At 41.9% G+C, this 16622-nt stretch carries 16 protein-coding genes; 9 read left to right on the top strand and 7 right to left on the bottom strand.

What is annotated here, in order from left to right; all coding sequences use genetic code 11:
• The first annotated feature begins 366 nt into the window (after nt 1-366).
• The 5 genes from KGB03_RS06730 (at nt 367) to KGB03_RS06710 (ending at nt 6214) form a co-directional block, all read left to right on the top strand.
• The gene (locus KGB03_RS06730; RefSeq protein ID WP_124399777.1) at nt 367-876 is read left to right on the top strand and encodes a hypothetical protein; all 510 of its coding nucleotides are present in this window, start codon (nt 367-369) and stop codon (nt 874-876) included.
• Nucleotides 873-2039, top strand: coding sequence for a hypothetical protein (locus KGB03_RS06725; protein ID WP_223526630.1), 1167 nt, complete (start codon nt 873-875; stop codon nt 2037-2039). Before KGB03_RS06730 ends, KGB03_RS06725 begins: the two co-directional genes overlap by 4 nt.
• 79 nt (nt 2040-2118) lie before the next feature.
• Nucleotides 2119-2670 carry a hypothetical protein gene (locus KGB03_RS06720; RefSeq protein WP_223526629.1) on the top strand — a complete coding sequence of 184 codons (552 nt, stop codon included), beginning with the start codon at nt 2119-2121 and terminating at the stop codon, nt 2668-2670.
• Nucleotides 2671-2792: 122 nt separating this feature from the next.
• On the top strand, nt 2793-5909 hold the full coding sequence (locus KGB03_RS06715) for a hypothetical protein (protein ID WP_223526628.1): 3117 nt from the start codon (nt 2793-2795) through the stop codon (nt 5907-5909).
• Complete coding sequence (locus tag KGB03_RS06710; protein WP_223526627.1) at nt 5906-6214, top strand: hypothetical protein; 309 nt, start codon at nt 5906-5908, stop codon at nt 6212-6214. Before KGB03_RS06715 ends, KGB03_RS06710 begins: the two co-directional genes overlap by 4 nt.
• A gap of 365 nt (nt 6215-6579) precedes the next feature.
• On the opposite strand, the gene KGB03_RS06705 is transcribed toward KGB03_RS06710, so the two are convergent.
• The 6 genes from KGB03_RS06705 to KGB03_RS06680 form a co-directional block, all read right to left on the bottom strand.
• Nucleotides 6580-7044 carry a hypothetical protein gene (locus KGB03_RS06705; protein ID WP_223526626.1) on the bottom strand — a complete coding sequence of 155 codons (465 nt, stop codon included), beginning with the start codon at nt 7042-7044 and terminating at the stop codon, nt 6580-6582.
• A 165-nt stretch (nt 7045-7209) separates the two neighbouring features.
• Nucleotides 7210-7935, bottom strand: coding sequence for a hypothetical protein (locus tag KGB03_RS06700; RefSeq protein ID WP_223526625.1), 726 nt, complete (start codon nt 7933-7935; stop codon nt 7210-7212).
• 105 nt (nt 7936-8040) lie between these two features.
• Nucleotides 8041-8394 carry a hypothetical protein gene (locus KGB03_RS06695; protein ID WP_223526624.1) on the bottom strand — a complete coding sequence of 118 codons (354 nt, stop codon included), beginning with the start codon at nt 8392-8394 and terminating at the stop codon, nt 8041-8043.
• A 69-nt stretch (nt 8395-8463) separates the two neighbouring features.
• Nucleotides 8464-9315, bottom strand: coding sequence for an N-6 DNA methylase (locus KGB03_RS06690; protein WP_223526623.1), 852 nt, complete (start codon nt 9313-9315; stop codon nt 8464-8466).
• The gene (locus KGB03_RS06685) at nt 9312-10187 is read right to left on the bottom strand and encodes an N-6 DNA methylase (RefSeq protein ID WP_223526622.1); all 876 of its coding nucleotides are present in this window, start codon (nt 10185-10187) and stop codon (nt 9312-9314) included. The genes KGB03_RS06690 and KGB03_RS06685 overlap by 4 nt, the downstream gene beginning before the upstream one ends.
• 112 nt (nt 10188-10299) lie before the next feature.
• A complete protein-coding gene (locus tag KGB03_RS06680; protein ID WP_223526621.1) occupies nt 10300-10587 on the bottom strand; it encodes a hypothetical protein in 288 nt (95 codons plus the stop codon).
• A 258-nt stretch (nt 10588-10845) separates the two neighbouring features.
• Here KGB03_RS06680 and KGB03_RS06675 point away from each other — a divergent pair, with 258 nt between their 5' ends.
• The 3 genes from KGB03_RS06675 to KGB03_RS06665 all read left to right on the top strand — a co-directional run bounded on the left by KGB03_RS06675 (nt 10846) and on the right by KGB03_RS06665 (nt 13569).
• Nucleotides 10846-11277 carry a LexA family protein gene (locus KGB03_RS06675; protein WP_223526620.1) on the top strand — a complete coding sequence of 144 codons (432 nt, stop codon included), beginning with the start codon at nt 10846-10848 and terminating at the stop codon, nt 11275-11277.
• 111 nt (nt 11278-11388) lie between these two features.
• Nucleotides 11389-12282 carry an abortive infection family protein gene (locus tag KGB03_RS06670; RefSeq protein WP_223526619.1) on the top strand — a complete coding sequence of 298 codons (894 nt, stop codon included), beginning with the start codon at nt 11389-11391 and terminating at the stop codon, nt 12280-12282.
• A 3-nt stretch (nt 12283-12285) separates the two neighbouring features.
• Complete coding sequence (locus KGB03_RS06665) at nt 12286-13569, top strand: Y-family DNA polymerase (protein WP_223526640.1); 1284 nt, start codon at nt 12286-12288, stop codon at nt 13567-13569.
• Between the two features lie 16 nt (nt 13570-13585).
• On the opposite strand, the gene KGB03_RS06660 is transcribed toward KGB03_RS06665, so the two are convergent.
• Nucleotides 13586-14176 carry a hypothetical protein gene (locus KGB03_RS06660; protein WP_223526618.1) on the bottom strand — a complete coding sequence of 197 codons (591 nt, stop codon included), beginning with the start codon at nt 14174-14176 and terminating at the stop codon, nt 13586-13588.
• 93 nt (nt 14177-14269) lie between these two features.
• On the opposite strand from KGB03_RS06660, the gene KGB03_RS06655 reads away from it, so the two are divergent.
• A complete protein-coding gene (locus tag KGB03_RS06655; protein WP_223526617.1) occupies nt 14270-16615 on the top strand; it encodes a hypothetical protein in 2346 nt (781 codons plus the stop codon).
• Nucleotides 16616-16622: the final 7 nt, after the last annotated feature.

Below are 16622 nucleotides of genomic sequence, written 5' to 3'. Positions count from 1 at the left end.
TTGAATAACCAATACTTACCAAATGACGCATAGCTCTTGGTGGAATCCCCGCTATCGTGGTCATCCAATGGGGGAAGGGGGGAGTGAGGCATCCGACCGCTGCGCAGCCGGAATCAGCATCCCTAACTGGTCTGTTGGCCGTGGCCGGGATCGGCTGTGTCTGGATGGTTCGTGTACGTCATTCAGAAGCGGTAAGAGCTTTCCGTCAGATCCAATTTAGAGGTAGGACTGTGTGACGCTGGGGTGCCCTTGGATGGGATGGTGGGAGACGTGAGTTGCTTTGCTCCAGGGCGATGAGAGATGTGCTATCGGTGTGCCATTACCTTGGGTAGAATGCTGAAAATTTCACTCAAGCTAGGGATGGTTATGAAATCATATAAAGATTTAGAAACATATATGCCAGTTAGTCCGAAGTCTTTCTTAATTGGACTCATTGCTGGTTGTTTTTTTGTGCATTTTAAGTTTGATGGGTTTGTCCAAGAAAATGCATCTTTTCTGTTAATAAAGTGGGGCGCTGTGATTGGTGCGATTACTATGTTTGTCGCATTAATATTAAGCTTTATTCCTGATAAATTGTTGAAGGCAGCTGTTGTCGAAAAGATACTTGAAATAACTAATCTGTTTGTCGGGATAGGTTTGTTTTCTTTGGCGTCATGTTTAATGTTTTACTCTAAAACTGGATGGACCACTGAGCTAACGATTATGGCTGTCGGTGGATTGGTTTACTGGTTAGGAATAAACCGGGCATTTTATCAAATATCTCATGTGGAAATGTCAAACGGCAGTAGAGTATGTATTTGGGTTTTCTCAATAATCATCCTGGTGATTCTAGTTTATTTTCTCAAGGGAATGATTCTTGAAGGTAATCTAAATTGATTAAAAGAATTTGGGGTAACATCTGTGAGTACCCATGGATCTCCGGTGTCATTGGTGTTGGCCTACTTTTCATTTTAGGTATATTCATTACCTATGGCTTGACCCTCGGGCCGCTCTCTCACAAGCATGGAGCGTGGAGTAGCTTTGGCTCGATGTTGTCCGGTGTTTTTACCTTGTTTGGAACCACGGCAACTATAGCTACTCTGTTGTTCTTGAGTGCGCAATTTAAAGAGCAACAGAAAGTCACAGCAAAACAAATTGAAGCGTTAACGTTTGAACAGTATAAAAATCATCGAAGTCTTTTTATTACTAGGCTTGACGAGATTTCAGACCTATATGCAGGCCAGATTAAGTTTCGAAATCCTGACTATTTATACAATAAATTCTTTCCAAGAAATAATTCAAGTTTTTGCGAGTTCAAGCTTTCATCGGACTATGAAAATAAGGATCTAATTAAAATCTACAACTCTTTCAATGAGCTAACTAATTTATTCCAGGGTAAGCTGGATGAATATGAGGTTTTGGATATAGTTGGTTGTGTCGATGGGATCTCAGATTGGTTACAAATCAACTATATTTATGAACGTCGGGATGGTGATGTTTTGTTTGCCGATTGCCATCTCGGTCTAAATATTTACTCGCTGGATTCGAGTGTTTCTAGATTATTTACAATATTTAATGATTTGTTGTTTTTTTCAGGCGCTTCTAGAATTAAACCTATTGAGTATCTTGATTCCGATGAGCGAATAAAATTTGGATTCCTGAAGTTCTATTCGCGAGCATCTGCTCGAATGGAACCATACGTTGTATTTAACGATGACGATCTCTACTCTATTCATAATGTGTATGTCCTTGTTAAAGAGATACACTTAATAGATTGTGGTGTTTTAAATTTATTGGAATGGCATTTGGATGCTATTTTTAAATCGCATAGCACTCTTGGCGCCATTTACAATAAAGAGCTGCTTGAGAGTCTCGTTAAAGACAATATCAAAGAGATTGATTCAGTGTTGAAAAATAAATCTAACCTTAAGGAGATTGAGAAAATTGAACAGGTATTGTTTATTCTTCAGGGTATGAGTTCCCGATTCTTCAATGCGAAATTAAGTCAGCTGAGATTTAAGTCGGGTCTTCCAGGTGGGAAAGGTTTTATTAATAAGTAATGGAGTTTTATTTTTTATTGAAAGCCAATCTGTGACTTTGATTATGTTATAATTGGAGCATAAACAAACTTTACTACAAATGAAAAATCAACCAACAGATTCTGAAATCAAAAGTCTATTGCACGTAAAAAAGAATCTCCTTGAGGGTGTGGGCATGAACCTTGTTCGTATCTTGCCTATAGCGTTCTTAGGAGGATTCGTTATCAAGTCCAATATCTCTTTCTTCATAAAAGAACCCTTGAACCCAAGCTTCCTTTTCTACATATTCACGATGACGTTCCTATTGAGCTTGATCGGTTTGTTCTCCTTGGCTGCTCTCAGAGCGAAATGCGCTATCAAGGATGCTTCGTATACAGGCGGATTCAGTGGCGCTCTGAAGCAAGCTGGCGAGTTCCTAGCAGGCGATATTCTTTCACCTGGTGAGTACATCAACGAAAGGAGATTGGTCATCAAGGATGCTGCTGTGTGCTTCCTTGCCCCGTCACTGCTTGTCGCTGCTGTCGGGTTCGCAGGATTGCCTGTTTGGGTCAGCTTGATCGTATTAGGCGTTGCTGTGTGCCTCTGGTCTTCAAAGCTCAATGGTGTCCAGGCAGAGGCATACGGGCAGATTTTAAAGATCACTACTCAGTGATGTGCGATGGAATGAATGGGCTGCATGTGCGGCCTTTTTTTATGAATGAAAACAAAGAATATGCCTAACAGCTAACTCAAGAGTCCGAAATGGTATAATTAAGAAAACCAATCCAAAACCTAATGCGTCAATTCAAAATTCTGGCAATGCTTTTCCTCATGCTGGTTGGCTCCCAATCACATGCTTTCGAATATTCAAACCTTTGTGAAGTGATGAAAACGGCGACGCCTCAATCTAAAGGGCTTGCTTCACAAATAACGCCCGGAATATTTAGCTGTAATGAAGACCAAGCTTTAAGCGTTATCTATTCTCTAGAAGGTGGGAACTCTACCGCCTTATCTACCATTAAGCCGATTCTTAAAAGCGGCGGTATGAGTGAAGATCATTTTTCCACACCAAATCCTGTGCTTGATGCGTTCACGTCTTATATGTGGAACATGATAATAATCATTGTTGGCGCTTTGACTGGTTATATTGTGTTTAGATTTTTGGTTGACTGGTATCAAAGCCAAAGCATTCAAGCTTCGTTAAAAAATAACACTACTCGTATTGTCTCTATAGTCATGTTAATAGTCTCGCCCTGGACATTTAGCATGTTTGCACTGCTGTTTGCAACAATATCAATTATGTTTTCAAACAAAGAATTGCTTGCAGACAGTTTGGGCAAGCTTTCAAAGGTCGATGATTACAACGTAATCAGACCAGAAGAAAAAATGGTTTTTTCTGCAAACGTCGAACGTATTAACGATATTGCAACTGAAGACACAAGAACAATAGATGCCCTTTTCGCAAATAATCGTATTGCTCTTGGAGAAGCAGGCTATACGAAAGAAGGGATGCTTAAAATAATCGCTGGAAGCGGACTGGAAATTTCCAAAGAAGAAAACTCTTGGATTGATAGTGTCAATGTTGATGTTACTACAAATATAAAAAATATCGTTAATTTGGTAAATGAAGTCCACAACTATCCAATGAGAAAGACTGCTGATTACTCTATGAGCGATAGGGCATTGAAAGGATACCCAGCGAGCGTAGGTAAATTCGTTATTGGATCAAATGGTGGTGATGTTGAAACTCTTACTGGTCAAAGTCTTAATGACGGCACGATGAAGTCGATGTTCGAAAAAGGGGCAAAGGCTAGTACAGAGATGTTGGGAGGTTCTTCGACATACCTTAATAACGCTTTAAAGCTTGGTAAAAAATACTACGCTCAAATCAATGATGATTATTTTCAAACCTCATCAATGAATGTTGTTGATGGGAAATTTGAGGTGGAAGAACAATCTATAGTAGATGATTCTTATGCTAAAACCAAAGAGCTGATGGGTATTCTTGAGATTGATCAAATAGGTGTTAGTAAATCAGCAGATGCCGAAGTCATAAAAGCTAAGTTTGCAGCCAATATTTTGTCTGGATATATGGGGCATGATTTTGATAAAAATGGTGCTTCGTTTAGAAATATCCTCAATGCGTTTAAAAACACTATTGTCCGGGCTAAGCTTGATGAGTACTGCACTACACATTGGTTTGAGCATGAGGCTTCTAGACGTGCGATTGCAGTATTCAATGAATTGCCAAATGACACGAAAGGGCGTGATTTAAATCGTATGCAAGGCATAGATTTTGATATGCAGTGCGCGTCCCTCAATGCCTCATCATTAAAGATAGAAATTCTCGGTAGCCCAAACGAATCTGATGCCAAAAAATTCAAAGCAAAACAATTAGCCTATTTGACGGCATTTAATCGTGCCTATGATCTTTTTTACATTGGCGTGAAGAAGGCCCTACAGGAAAATAAAGAAGGCTTGGATATTCTCACTTATGAAGTGCTTTCAAATGTTCAAAGGGGAATATTAGGTGCTGCTTTGTCTACTCAAGCAATTACCCAATTCGAAAGCAATAAAAATCTCAGTTCACAAATACTCAAGAATTCTTTCTTTGTGTATTGGGATAATGCTGATGTGAAGAATTATGATTATGTAAATAAAAAGATCTTGTGTGGAATTACTGATGTTAAGCCTAATGGCGCAGATGGTGCCTGTAACCTGACGCCTTTCGCACCAGTCGATTACAAAGGTCTTTACCTTTCCCCGATCATGAACATCACGCCTTCGACGTTGACGGAAAACGACAGTTTTCTTAGTAGGATCGATTTATATAAACTCATTTTTGAGATGATTGGATTAGATTTTACGTCAATTAAGGAAATGGCCGGTTTCGATCCCAGCTTGTCTATTCCTAAAGGGCGCGCTCAATGTGCTTCAAATCCTCAAAGCTGCGAGAATAACTATCATATTGGTTTGGCTGCGGGAATGTACAAGCTTGGCTCTGAAATGTTTGATTTCGGTGTGAACATTATATTAATCAAGGCGCTTACAGGGGCTGCTGATGGTGCGCTTGATGGTTTGATGGAATTAATTGGTAATAGTGATTCGTCGTCTTCTGCTGGAATTAACACAAGTAAGTTTACAGGTAAGCTTGCGAAGTTCTTAGGAACGTTAAGTGGTAAAACCCTTCAGATAGTCGTTAAGTCGATGGATATTATAATGTCGGCGTATTTACCGCTTGGATATGTCTTTGCTGCCTTGGGTTTCTTTTGCAAATACATAATGCCAATGCTCATGTTTTTCATGATTTTGGGGCAATTGATTAAATTCGTCTATTTCGTGATTTTCTTCAAATTTATAGAAGTTCCGGTTCTTCTCAGCTATTCAACCATAAGCGGCGACAGTAAGTTCATCAAAATCATGGGCTGGAAATTCGTTTACCTTATTTCTTTCATGATGATCTTGATGTTGTTTATGCTTGTAATGAATTTCATGGGTAATAATCTAGACGCTAGAGCTGTGATTTGGGGAATCCTGGGCATGAGCGACGGAACATTTATTGGGGATATTCTTTCGATTCTTATGGTTGTGGTTTACGCAATCTACACATTGTTCATGATTTATAAACATGGAATCGACTCATTCAATAGAGTGATGAAAACTATATCGAATGAGGATGCCATACACGACGATTCAGTTTCTAGAATGCAAGCTTTCATCATGCACCCACAATTACAAAATGCCCTTCACGCAGGCATACCAATGCTAGGTAACGCATTTGATAAAGTGGTAAAGAATAACGCATGGGCTAAAAGCTATGATGCAGAGAGTAGAAAAAGAAAGGAAGAAATTCGCAAGCAGTTCTCAGAAGAAGAACGTAAAAACTCTACAACAACAGAAGGTGAAGCATGAGTGAGAAAACAAAACCAAAGCAATATGGACTTTTTATATTCGTAATTTTTCTAGGTGTTTTGAAGGTGTGGGAGGTATTCAGTATTGGTCCCGCTTTGATTACGGCATTCGCTTGCGCGATATTGTTTTTGGTCTTTCTGCTTGGTGTACGCATCAATCAGAATTTAGACAAAAAGATTGAAGAGCATGATGCTAAAAATCGAGCTGTGATTGACCACAATGAGAAGTTGATCGGGTTGGAAATGGCGCGCAAGAATGAGATCAAAAGGCAGAAACTGGAAAAGCTTGGGATAGGTGATTTGTGATGCACGTTAACGGTTTCACCAGAGCCTTTCTGTGCGGTTTCCTTGCCTTGAGCTTGGCGTCCGCCAGTGCTGGCAGTCATCGACTCCCTAGCGCGGCTATACAGCCTTGGCCTGTTGCTGTGATGCCTAGCGCTGTGGATCTGGAATCCTTGTCCATTGCTAACCTGGTGGCATGGCCTGTGAGCTGTTCTGCAGTAGCGTTCACTTTAGGGGAAGGGGAGATGACTAACGTGTTGAAGGCGCTGCTTGGCGAGGACGTCGAACCACTAAAGATTGCAGGTAGGTGAGTGTGGTTTCGTAGGATACAAAAAAAGCCCTGCTGGGCTATTTTGGTAATTCTTTGTTAATTGATTTGTTTCGATGAATTAGCAATGTCCTTTTATTTCTGATTTTATTTCAGCTTCCCAGTTTGATAATCTTATTACTTCTTGGATTGTTGATATTTGATAGGGGTTGAAATACAAACTTACATTTTCACGATAATCACTTAAATCTGATTGATAATATTCATTATATATTTCTAATTTCTCTCTGTCGTATTCAAATGTTGCATCCATTAAAGAACTATCTTCAATTTCAACGAATACTATTTCTCCTGTTTCTGCATCGCGTTTTGCTATCCATTGAAGCCTGATAGTGAAGTGATTATCGTCTCTTCTTGAGCCGTGTATTAATTCAATATATCCACCTGCGTAATTTTGTTCATTCCAAGTTTCATAATCATATTCATTTTCTTCATCATTCCAGATTGACCAATCTTCTACTTGTACTTTATATGTATATTTTAATGTTGAAAGGTCTTTTAGTGAAATTCTTTTAAGTGTGTTCATGTTGTTTCTCCGATTTTATTGTTTGAGTAGTTTAATTGCTCCCCATGTAAATATAGTACCATTTGTTTTTTTGAAAGTTAGGGTTAAGCGTAAAAAACCCTAATTTATTTTTTAAATAAAAAAGCCATTGCTGGCTCTATATTGTAATTCCTATGGGTGTGGATTTTACTTTGCTCCTCCTTGGCGTGTGCCTATTTCATTGAAAATGCTATAAGCGTTTATCCATTCCTTTTGGCTCAATAGTAATGTCGAGCCTGTTGTGTCTACAGATTTGTTTTCATGGTCGAGAATTACGACCAAGCTTGTGAATGTTAAAATCATTTTATTTTCATCATTGGTTACAGATGGTTCCTCGGGGCGAATATCTTGAAGTGTTATTGTTTTATCAATTGCTTCTCCGCCAATAACCTCGACCTCGATGTAATCTAAAGCTTTGATTTTATCGAGTTGAGAAGCTTCGAAGTTGAAGATTTCATATACTGATCCTTCTGCTGTTCTTGTGTCCCAATTTTTTGCACTGCCTCCGCTATTTACCCATCCAGAGATCAAGTCAATATCATCACCCAATTTTGCTCCACTATCACGGCTTGTAGCTCTGGCTATAAGTCTACCTCCCAATTTTATCGAATTTTGATTTGCGTAATACAATTCGGTAAATGTTACGCGAATGTCAATTTTAGGGCTGGTGGCGGAATCATCAGTACCAAATATATCAATCAGCAGTGTCCTGACTTTTTGATCTGATCTAGCGGGGAAGGTCCAGCATTTTAGGCTGTGATCAAATTTCCCACTTATGTTCCCTGCTGCTTTTACAAATTTTTCATCAAAAGGGCAGAATACGTTAATTACTTCCTTTTCTTCTTGTGTGTTTTTTTCGATTTTTACTAGCATAATATTTTTCTCCGGTTTGTTTTTTTGGAATGATTAATTTCCTTCCATATAGATATAGTAACATTTGCTTTTTCAAAAATTAGGGTTAAGAGCAAAAAGCCCTAATTAATTTGATTTTATTTTCAATAGCTGGGTTAGGCTTTCTTCAAAGTCTCTATTTAGCGTCTCTATTTCTTTCCAGGCCAAGAATTTACGGTAAAGCTGTTTTATAGCTCGGTCAGCATTCCCGTTGATTTTTCGTGGAAACCTTAAGCTTTCTTCAATCCCAATTCCTGTTGAGTACTCTTCAAATATTGGGTCTTTGGTAAGCACTGTTTTGGTTCTTGTTTTTTTCATCTCGGTGTAATAACCGATCCTTTCATCGCTCTGATTCGTGATGTAGGCTCGCATATACCCTTTATTGGAATACCTCTCTTCTATTTTGTAGCCTTGATTTACAATCTCGTCATATAGGTTCATAATTTTAATGGTTGTTTTAATTATCGTACCATTTGATTTTGAACTTGTTAGGGTTAGACGAAAATAACCCTAACTTTTATTTAAAATCCTATTGGTCAATGAATTCATGTGTTTGAACAGTTGAAGCTTTTCATGCATGTGCTGGTCATGAGCGAGCTTGACGTTCAAGAGAACCTTTTCAGGAGTCTTGATGACTACCATCGACTTACTATTAGGCTTCGTCTCTGTGAGCGCATTCGAGCAAATGACTCTCAGCTGATGAAGGTCATGCTCATGAACCACCATGCTCGATACGAACTGCAGGGCCGCTGCGCAACACATCAATGGGTCAATGTCGTTCACCATTAAATTGAGTAATTGCGTGCGGTGGCGTCCTACTCTGGCTTCTCTCTGTGCTCCTGGTAACGTCAAGCTACCTGCCCCACTGCAATCATCATGTATGACATACGGCTGGGTGCGCTTATCTCGGTCGGATTCGCACACGTCTATCAGGTTGCCAATCAGATTAGCCAAGTCTGGTGGAGTGAGGTACTGACCTAAACCATTGCCCTTCTGGTCATCAAGCCATATGTCTTCGATCAGCGAATGCAGCACGTCTGAGAACACAGGTAGGGCTTCTACAACCCCTTTGTAGATCTGCGCTGACCTTGCCAACGCTGCCAGGTTGATTGAGCTGAACAGCTTTGAGTCTAGACAGATGTAGGTATCGTCAATGAAGACGTGTTCGGTTAGCTCCAGGTCAGTGGCTCCATAATGACGGTATCGCGCCACAAGCTGATTCAGCATCACTCCAAGGTTGAATTTGATGAAGATGGATAAGGCCAAATCTCGTTTTGCTCGTTTGCCACCGGTTTGATGGCATGTGATCTGAAAGATTGAGGCTTTCAGGGCTTTGATTTGTTGTTCGATAGGTAGGCTCATGCTGCACCTACCAATTGCGTAGCGCTGTGTACTCTCCTGGCTTCGCTATCTCTAAGAGGTGTGACATTCGCCGGGTAGCCAAATATCTCGTAATAGCCATACGCACGAAGCTTCTCTTCACGAATCCTAGCGCGAGATTCGTAAATCTTGGCAGGGGTTATGAATCTGAAGAGGTAAGGATTTCCAGAAGTCCACTCTGTAATCACGTTTGAGCAGTGCTGTGTGAACTCGCAAAGGTCTATGTCGTTAATCACTGTGTTGGCAATGATCTGGAGGGTCGTGGTGCAGCACAGGAAAGGGTCAATGTCGTTCGCTATGACAGTGGCATTTTTCGCGTGATTAGGATTTCGCTCCATCATTTGCTGCAGTGGGGCCAACACGAATGCACCAGCCCCGCAGCACATTTCCATGACCTTGAATGGCTGGTCTGTCTGCATAGGCATGAGTTCGGAGCATCCGCTTGCGAGGCTTGGAGGTGTCAGACACTGCCCGAGTCCTTTCCCGCGCTTGCCCACGAGCAGTATGCTTTCTAGGAGAAGTGACAGAACGTCAGTGTATGCAGGAGCTATAGACACGATTTCAAAGTACTGTGCCACTGCGATACTGAGTGCTTCGGAATCGCAATCATCGATCTGTTTTGAAGAGATTTCGTAAAGGGAAGGGTGGATCACTATGCATTGCATAGTTTCTGCGTCTGACAAACCCAATCGCTTGTACCGTTCGATGAAGAGCTTTAGCTGAATATTCAGTGCACCTTTCACGAACAGCTTGAATGAGTCTTCTTGGTTTGTTCTATCGTTTTCAGGACGATTTTCGTAAATCTTAAATATGGTTTTTCTAAGAGTTTCGATTTGGTTTTTTAATTCATTCATTTTTCACCTATTCAGTAATGACGGCGAAAATATAGATCGAATTAAATGTAGTTGTCAAGATTATTATTATAGTATTGGTTCGGCGTTTGATTATAAGAAAGCCCTACAGGGCTTATTTAATTTTGCTTTGGTAAAACTTCTGATATGCGGTCTTTTGTAGTTTGTAATCTTCGCTATCATATTCACGTAGCTCTATGCTTCTATGATTGTTATGGTGGTTTAATATTGATACCTCTTTAACTAGTCTCATGAATTCAAGTGTGTATTTTTCTCCAAGTATTTTTGAATCTAAAATCGTAATTGCTATTTTTCCTTCTTTGTCGGTTTGTATGTTTAAATACGGTTCAAGTTCCTTTGGTGCTTTAATTTTTTTTGATGATTCTTGTGTGCTAACTATCATTCTTATCTCCGGCCTGTTGATAAAAGGTTTATTCCTTTTGTAGGCATATTATACCATTTGGGTTTTTTGAATTTTTGCGTTAAATAATAATCTTTCGTCAATTAATTCTTTTCAGCTTTGGTATCGCTGTTCGCGTTTCGTCTGAATACGTCTGTTAGGCTTTTTCGAAGCTCGTCTGTCGGACGGATCTGTAGGTCGCTTGTCGGCTGCTGGCACGTCGCCCCATACTGTTTGCATGTACAGTGCGAGCAAGCCCCCATGTTTTCCATCCTCGGTCCCATCCATCCCCCTGTAGATCCTCTGCGAAAGCCCATCGTGGGCAGGGTTTCGTGTGGGTTTCCGTCCCCAGCCTTGGAGTACTCCGAACCGCCTTTGAGCCTCGATGAGCTGGTGTGCCTGCGTGAGCCTTCGCGTTGGTTGCTGCGTGCTGACGGTGATTCCCTACAGGGGATTGGGATCTACGATGGTGACGTGCTGGTTGTGGACAAGGCTCTGGAGCCTTTGGATGGTGACATCGTGGTCGTGGTCATTGGGGCTGATTTCTGCTGCAAGGAGTACAGAGAGCGCCTAGGAAAATCCCCAATTCTGCTGGCCCACAATCCCCTCAATGCAAGCATTGAGGTGGGAGAGTGGGAAGACATCGAACTGTGGGGTATCGTCCTGCACAACCTCCACCGTGTGTCTCGTTGATTAGGTGTCTCATGACTACAAGAAAGGAAGCGCTTTTTCGTTTAACCAAGCAAATTCTTGATACACGTATCTACATTCTGGAAAAGCTTAAAGAGCGGATGGTTGCAGAAAATGAGTGATGACGGATTTTCTGAGCTGGCAGCTCGATCAGCGAAGGTCAAAAACGAAAACCTGCAACTGCTGCTTGGGTTGAGAGCTTTCGAGCGAAAGCTTCTCGATTTGGTTGAGGGTCTTGGCTGTGGTGGCAGCAGTGAAACCATCGTATTTGATGAAATTCTTGACCAAGAAGATGAGCCCATTGGGCACACGCTGTGCTATCTCACTTTCACTGGTCGAGAGCTGAAAATCTGCTGGAAAGAGGCACCTCGCCCAAGTGAGTTTGATTACTGGAATTACTGCACGTTGGAGGAAGCTGGCACTGATATGCAGAGGCGCGTCAGTGAAGACAAAGTTCTGAATTCACTGGTAGCTGATCTGCTGGTGAACCTGGATAGGGAGTACCTGAAAACGGCCTCTGTAGTTCAGTCGCTTTCTCAGTTTGTAACTGTCGAGAAGGCCGCGATGGATGCCGATCTCGATGGGCTCTTCCAGGGCAATAAAATGCTCTCGGATTCCTGGTTGAAAGCTCGGGGATGTGTGCTGACTGATCCAGAGCTTTCCATCACGTTGAGCTGCAGCCACATAGAGACAGTGCTGAAAGCATGCCTGAAATCATTAGGTGAAACGGGCTACCAGAAAGACGCGATTGAGAAGCTTGGTAGCAAGGTTTTGGACATCCTGAAAAAGTCCTCGGTTATCGACGAAGCTACCTCGCAAATGATGCGTGGTGTAGGCACCATCTTCCTCGGCGTAGGGACCATCCGTAACGCCCAAAGCGTCTCTCATGGCAAGGATGATGAATACACCCCACCTACGTCAGATCTAGCTCAGACAGTGAATCATCTTGCCGGTGTTGCCTCTGTCTTTGTGATGAAGCAGACCGACCTTGTGTTGAAGGCGAGGTGATTGATGGCGGTCTTCTGTCTGGTCGATTGTGATTGCTTCTACGTGAGCGCAGAGCGTCTTTTCGACCCTACGTTGATCGGTGTTCCCGTGGTCGCATTGTCGAACTCAGATGGTTGCGTCGTTTCCCGCTGTCCAATTGCCAAAAGCAAGGACACGGCCAACGGCGGGCTGGGGATCAAGATGGGCGCGCCGTTCTTCGAAATTAAGCACCTGATGAAGTCTCACGGCCTGCGAGTGGTCAGTTCAAATTACGCCTTGTACCAAGAAGTCAGTAACCGTGTGATGCGTGTTTTAGAGACGTTTGCGCCTCGGATCGAGGTGTACTCGATTGACGAAAGTTGGCTGGACCTCACCGGCGTCCAGGGCGACTTGGAGAAGCTTGGGCGTGAGATCCAATTGGCGGTAAAGAAGCAAACCGGCATAGGCGTAGGTGTAGGGTTTGGGCCTACCAAGACCTTGGCAAAAGCTGCCAATTTCAGCGCGAAGAAATGGCGCAAGGAAACTGGTGGTGTCGTGGTCCTCATGGATGCAGAGCGCCGTGACAAGCTTCTGAAATGGATGCCTGTAGATGAGATATGGGGTATAGGCCGGAAGCTCTCTGCAAGCCTTCAAGCTATGGGAATCCATAAGGCTATCGACCTTGGCGGGTATGACCGAAAGAGCCTGCGTAAGGTGTTCAACGTCAACGTTGAAAAGACTTCAATGGAGCTGGAAGGGGTTAGCTGCTACGCGCTTGAGGACTCCCCTGAACCCAAGCAAACCATTGCAAGCACTCGATCCTTTGGTGAGCGTGTTACTACACTGCAGGGGCTTCGTGAAGCCGTTGCAACGTATGCGAGTAGGGCATGTGCAAAGCTCCGGTCGGAAGGGCAGCTTGCTTCCTGCCTCCAGGTCTTCATCCAAACGTCCCGCTTCGATGACAAGCCCTACAGCCGTGCTGTGATCTGTGGCTTGCCGGTGCCCAGTAATGACACACGGGAATTCGTAGCACTGGCTTTGGAGGGATTACAGAAGATCTATGTACCTGGTTATCGCTATGCCAAGGCCGGGATCGTGTTGAGCCAATTTGTCAGTGGTGACGGGTATCAGCCGGATCTGTTTGCACCGGAGCCTAGGCGAAATTCAGAGACGTTGATGAAGGTGTTGGATGGGATCAATGCTAGGTATGGCCGGGGTAGCATCAGGCTTGCTGTGGAGCCACCCATTCCCCAATGGGGAATGAAAAGGGATTATTTGAGCGACAGTTATGTCACTGACTGGAATCAGCTCAAGAGGGTTAAATGCTGAAGCCTTCAAGGCTTCATTAAGGCTTCATTTTTCGGCGGTTTTTCGAATTGGCAATGGTCAGCTCTGTATCAATTGCTCGGTCGAATTTATCAACGGCAAGTTGATTGTTCATTTTGAAAAAGTCGTTTAAGGCAATTTTGAATGGACCAACACCATCAAACACTCGGTCGGCAAACGCTTTATCAGCCTTGATAATCGCCTTGTAGTCATCCCCTTTCTGTTCATATTTTCTCTGCAAATCCCAAAATCCTGTGTGGGGGATTCCTGATTGTTTGAAGAAATTGGCTGTGATTCCCTCTATATTGTCTGTGTGCTGTAAATTGCCTAATGAGCGAACTGCTTGTTTAGTCAAGTAAGCGTTGCGACCAATAGCATCAGCTATTGTCTGTATGGCTTTATGCAAAGTATTGGTGTTATCAACGCTGTCAAATACAGCAAAGTCGTTGCCATTTATATTCAGGTTCTTAAATGGTTGAACAGATTGAATGTCGCTTGTTTGAAATCCCAGCTTTATAAAGCTCGTTTTGATGAACTCGGGAACAAGCTTTTGACCTGGTTGGTTGTCGAATTTTGCTCTCAGATCTTTTAGTTCTTTTACTATATCCATGTTGGTGTTGGTTGTTATGTTTGAAGTATACCATTTAGCTTCTTAAAGAAAGGTTTTCAAATGGTATAATTAAGTAAAACGAACTCTATATAAATGAACTCCAAAAAGATAATTTCTTTGATATTTCTGCTTATGGCATTTCTTTCGCCATTATCCCAAGCAGAAACGTATCAAGACGCCCAACAAGCTGACTGCTACTACGCCACTTCTGACATGGTTGGCAAATGCGCAGGTCATGAGAGTAAGCGAGATTTCGCATTTAGCTCAATTGCAAAGATGATTACCCCCCAATCAGTAATGGTAGCTGGGCTGGTCCTTGCGCCATATCTCGGGGATAACGACACATTGTCAATTGTAGCTGACAAGTCAAAAGAGGGCGTTGCAATACAAGGGGTTATGAAAGACGCAGTAGGGATATTTGGGATAGTTTCTATATTCGTTTGTGGTTTAAACATATTGGCAAGGTTATTCAAGAATGCTGCCAATGCTGAATATGGCCTAAAGGAGAATAAATTCCTGGTCTTTTTAACGTTGGGTGCGGTTTTGTTTTTGGTGGGTAACGGGTGGATTATTCATTTGGTTCTTGCGGCCTTGATAGTCAATTTCGTCTTGTTGAAGTCGACCGTTATGTTTTTCATGCCATTTTATATAAACGCTTCTATTAAAGATGAGTCGGCCTATGTCACGAGAGGCGTTGTTCAGGCTGAAAGCATTTATAAAATGGAGATAATCAATGCCATTCAGATGGCGTCAAACGACTTGGCGCTTCGTAGACAGCTTTTGGTAAAGCACAATTTGGTAAAAGACGTTCAATCAGGCAAGTTTAGATTCGTAGAAACTGATTTTTCTCGCTGTCTCGAAAATCAAGCTCCAGCATCTAAATATGATGGAAGCTCTTTAAAAGTTGGTGAGATTACTAAGACAGCCCAGTGCCTAACGAAGCTGCAAGTGAATGTTTATAGCGCCGGTATCATCAATTCATCAGGTCAATTAGATGTAATCAAAGATGCCAACCTTAAAATATTTGACATGGCTTATAAAGAAGCTAGAAAAATGCAGATGTTCATGTGCAGCACAGGGCTTGATAAGGCTGATAATCGCGTGAGATACGCTGATAGTGAATTGCTGCTAAATGACTGCCTGGATATGAATGAAGATGGAACCGTGGCAGGCAAGGATTCGTTCGTTCATGAATTTAGAGACACCGTTTCTATAGAAGAGCTTCACAATGGACGTGACCAAATGCTGAATGTTGTGAGGGCCACTGTTGATCCTGTGGTTCAAGTCCTCTTGCAGGGAATCACACCAGAAAAATTCACGTCAGATATTTTTGCTTCATTCATTGGCTTGATGAATCTAAATAACTATCAAAAGAAAATGACTAACGCCATTGATGCTAAATACTCAATCTTCAAAATCAGCGTTAATCAGAATTTCAACGCTTCGGATTCAGCAGAAGCATTGAATGAAAATGATAAGAGTCAAATGAATCAAGAAATGATAGACACTATGAAGGTGCAAAAGCTCTTTGATATAAATAAGTCTATTTATGAAGTCTATTTTTCGCAGGCAGAAAATAAACTGGGCGCTCTCGCACTGGATGGGATTCAGGCACTGCTAAATAAATTAACGGCGCGTTATTACGAAAACTTGGGGTTTCAATTTAAGTCTTGCTTCAATACAGATTCAAATTGTGTGTCCCCGGTGCTAAACGTCCCAGCATCGCTTTGGAGCAATGCGTCAGAATATACGCAGGTCTCTTTGGTTGTTTACTATGGTTCTGAAATAATAAGAAATGGAATTTTAACTTTTAATAAAAACGAAAGGTACATGACAAACCTTCTTTCATATATATCTACAGCGTCGATGTTCATGTATGCGTTCTTCATGGCTAATCAGATATTAATAGGTCTGCTGCCTCTTCTATTGCTTTTAGGTGAGATTGGCGTAGTGGTTGCTAGTGCGCTTGAAATAATAGTGACAATGAGCGTCAGGCTGGTTAAGTCGATTTTCATTAATAGAAATGAACAAGAAGCATTTGACGTACTGAAAAATATTATGCTTCAACTGGTTTGGATTTGTTTCAGTGGAACAATTGTAGCCACCTTGTTCTTTGTCGGGATGACGTTGGTGTCTGTTGTCATTGTGATAGTCAACGAGTTTGTTGTTTATTTGTCTTCGATATTTTTCTCGGGCGGAACAGGGTTCATGTTCGATGTTATGAGATTGTTCGTGATGCTTTTCTTGCATTGTACTATTACTATAATGATGTTCATCGTTTTATACAGTGGAATTAAATCTATCTCGGCTGCATTCAAGGATATGTTGGTTGCAAAAGATTTATTTACAGATAAAGCCATGGGTGAGCAAGCGAATACTCAAGTTAACTCAATGAGCGAGAAATTTAAAGGAGTGCTACCGTTACAACGAACAAGGTAAATGGTTA

Source organism: Pseudomonas sp. BF-B-26 (assembly GCF_019956495.1).
Taxonomy (GTDB): Bacteria; Pseudomonadota; Gammaproteobacteria; order Pseudomonadales; family Pseudomonadaceae; genus Aquipseudomonas.
Note: the sequence above shows the minus strand (reverse complement) of the source record. Positions and strands in the feature narration are given on the sequence as shown.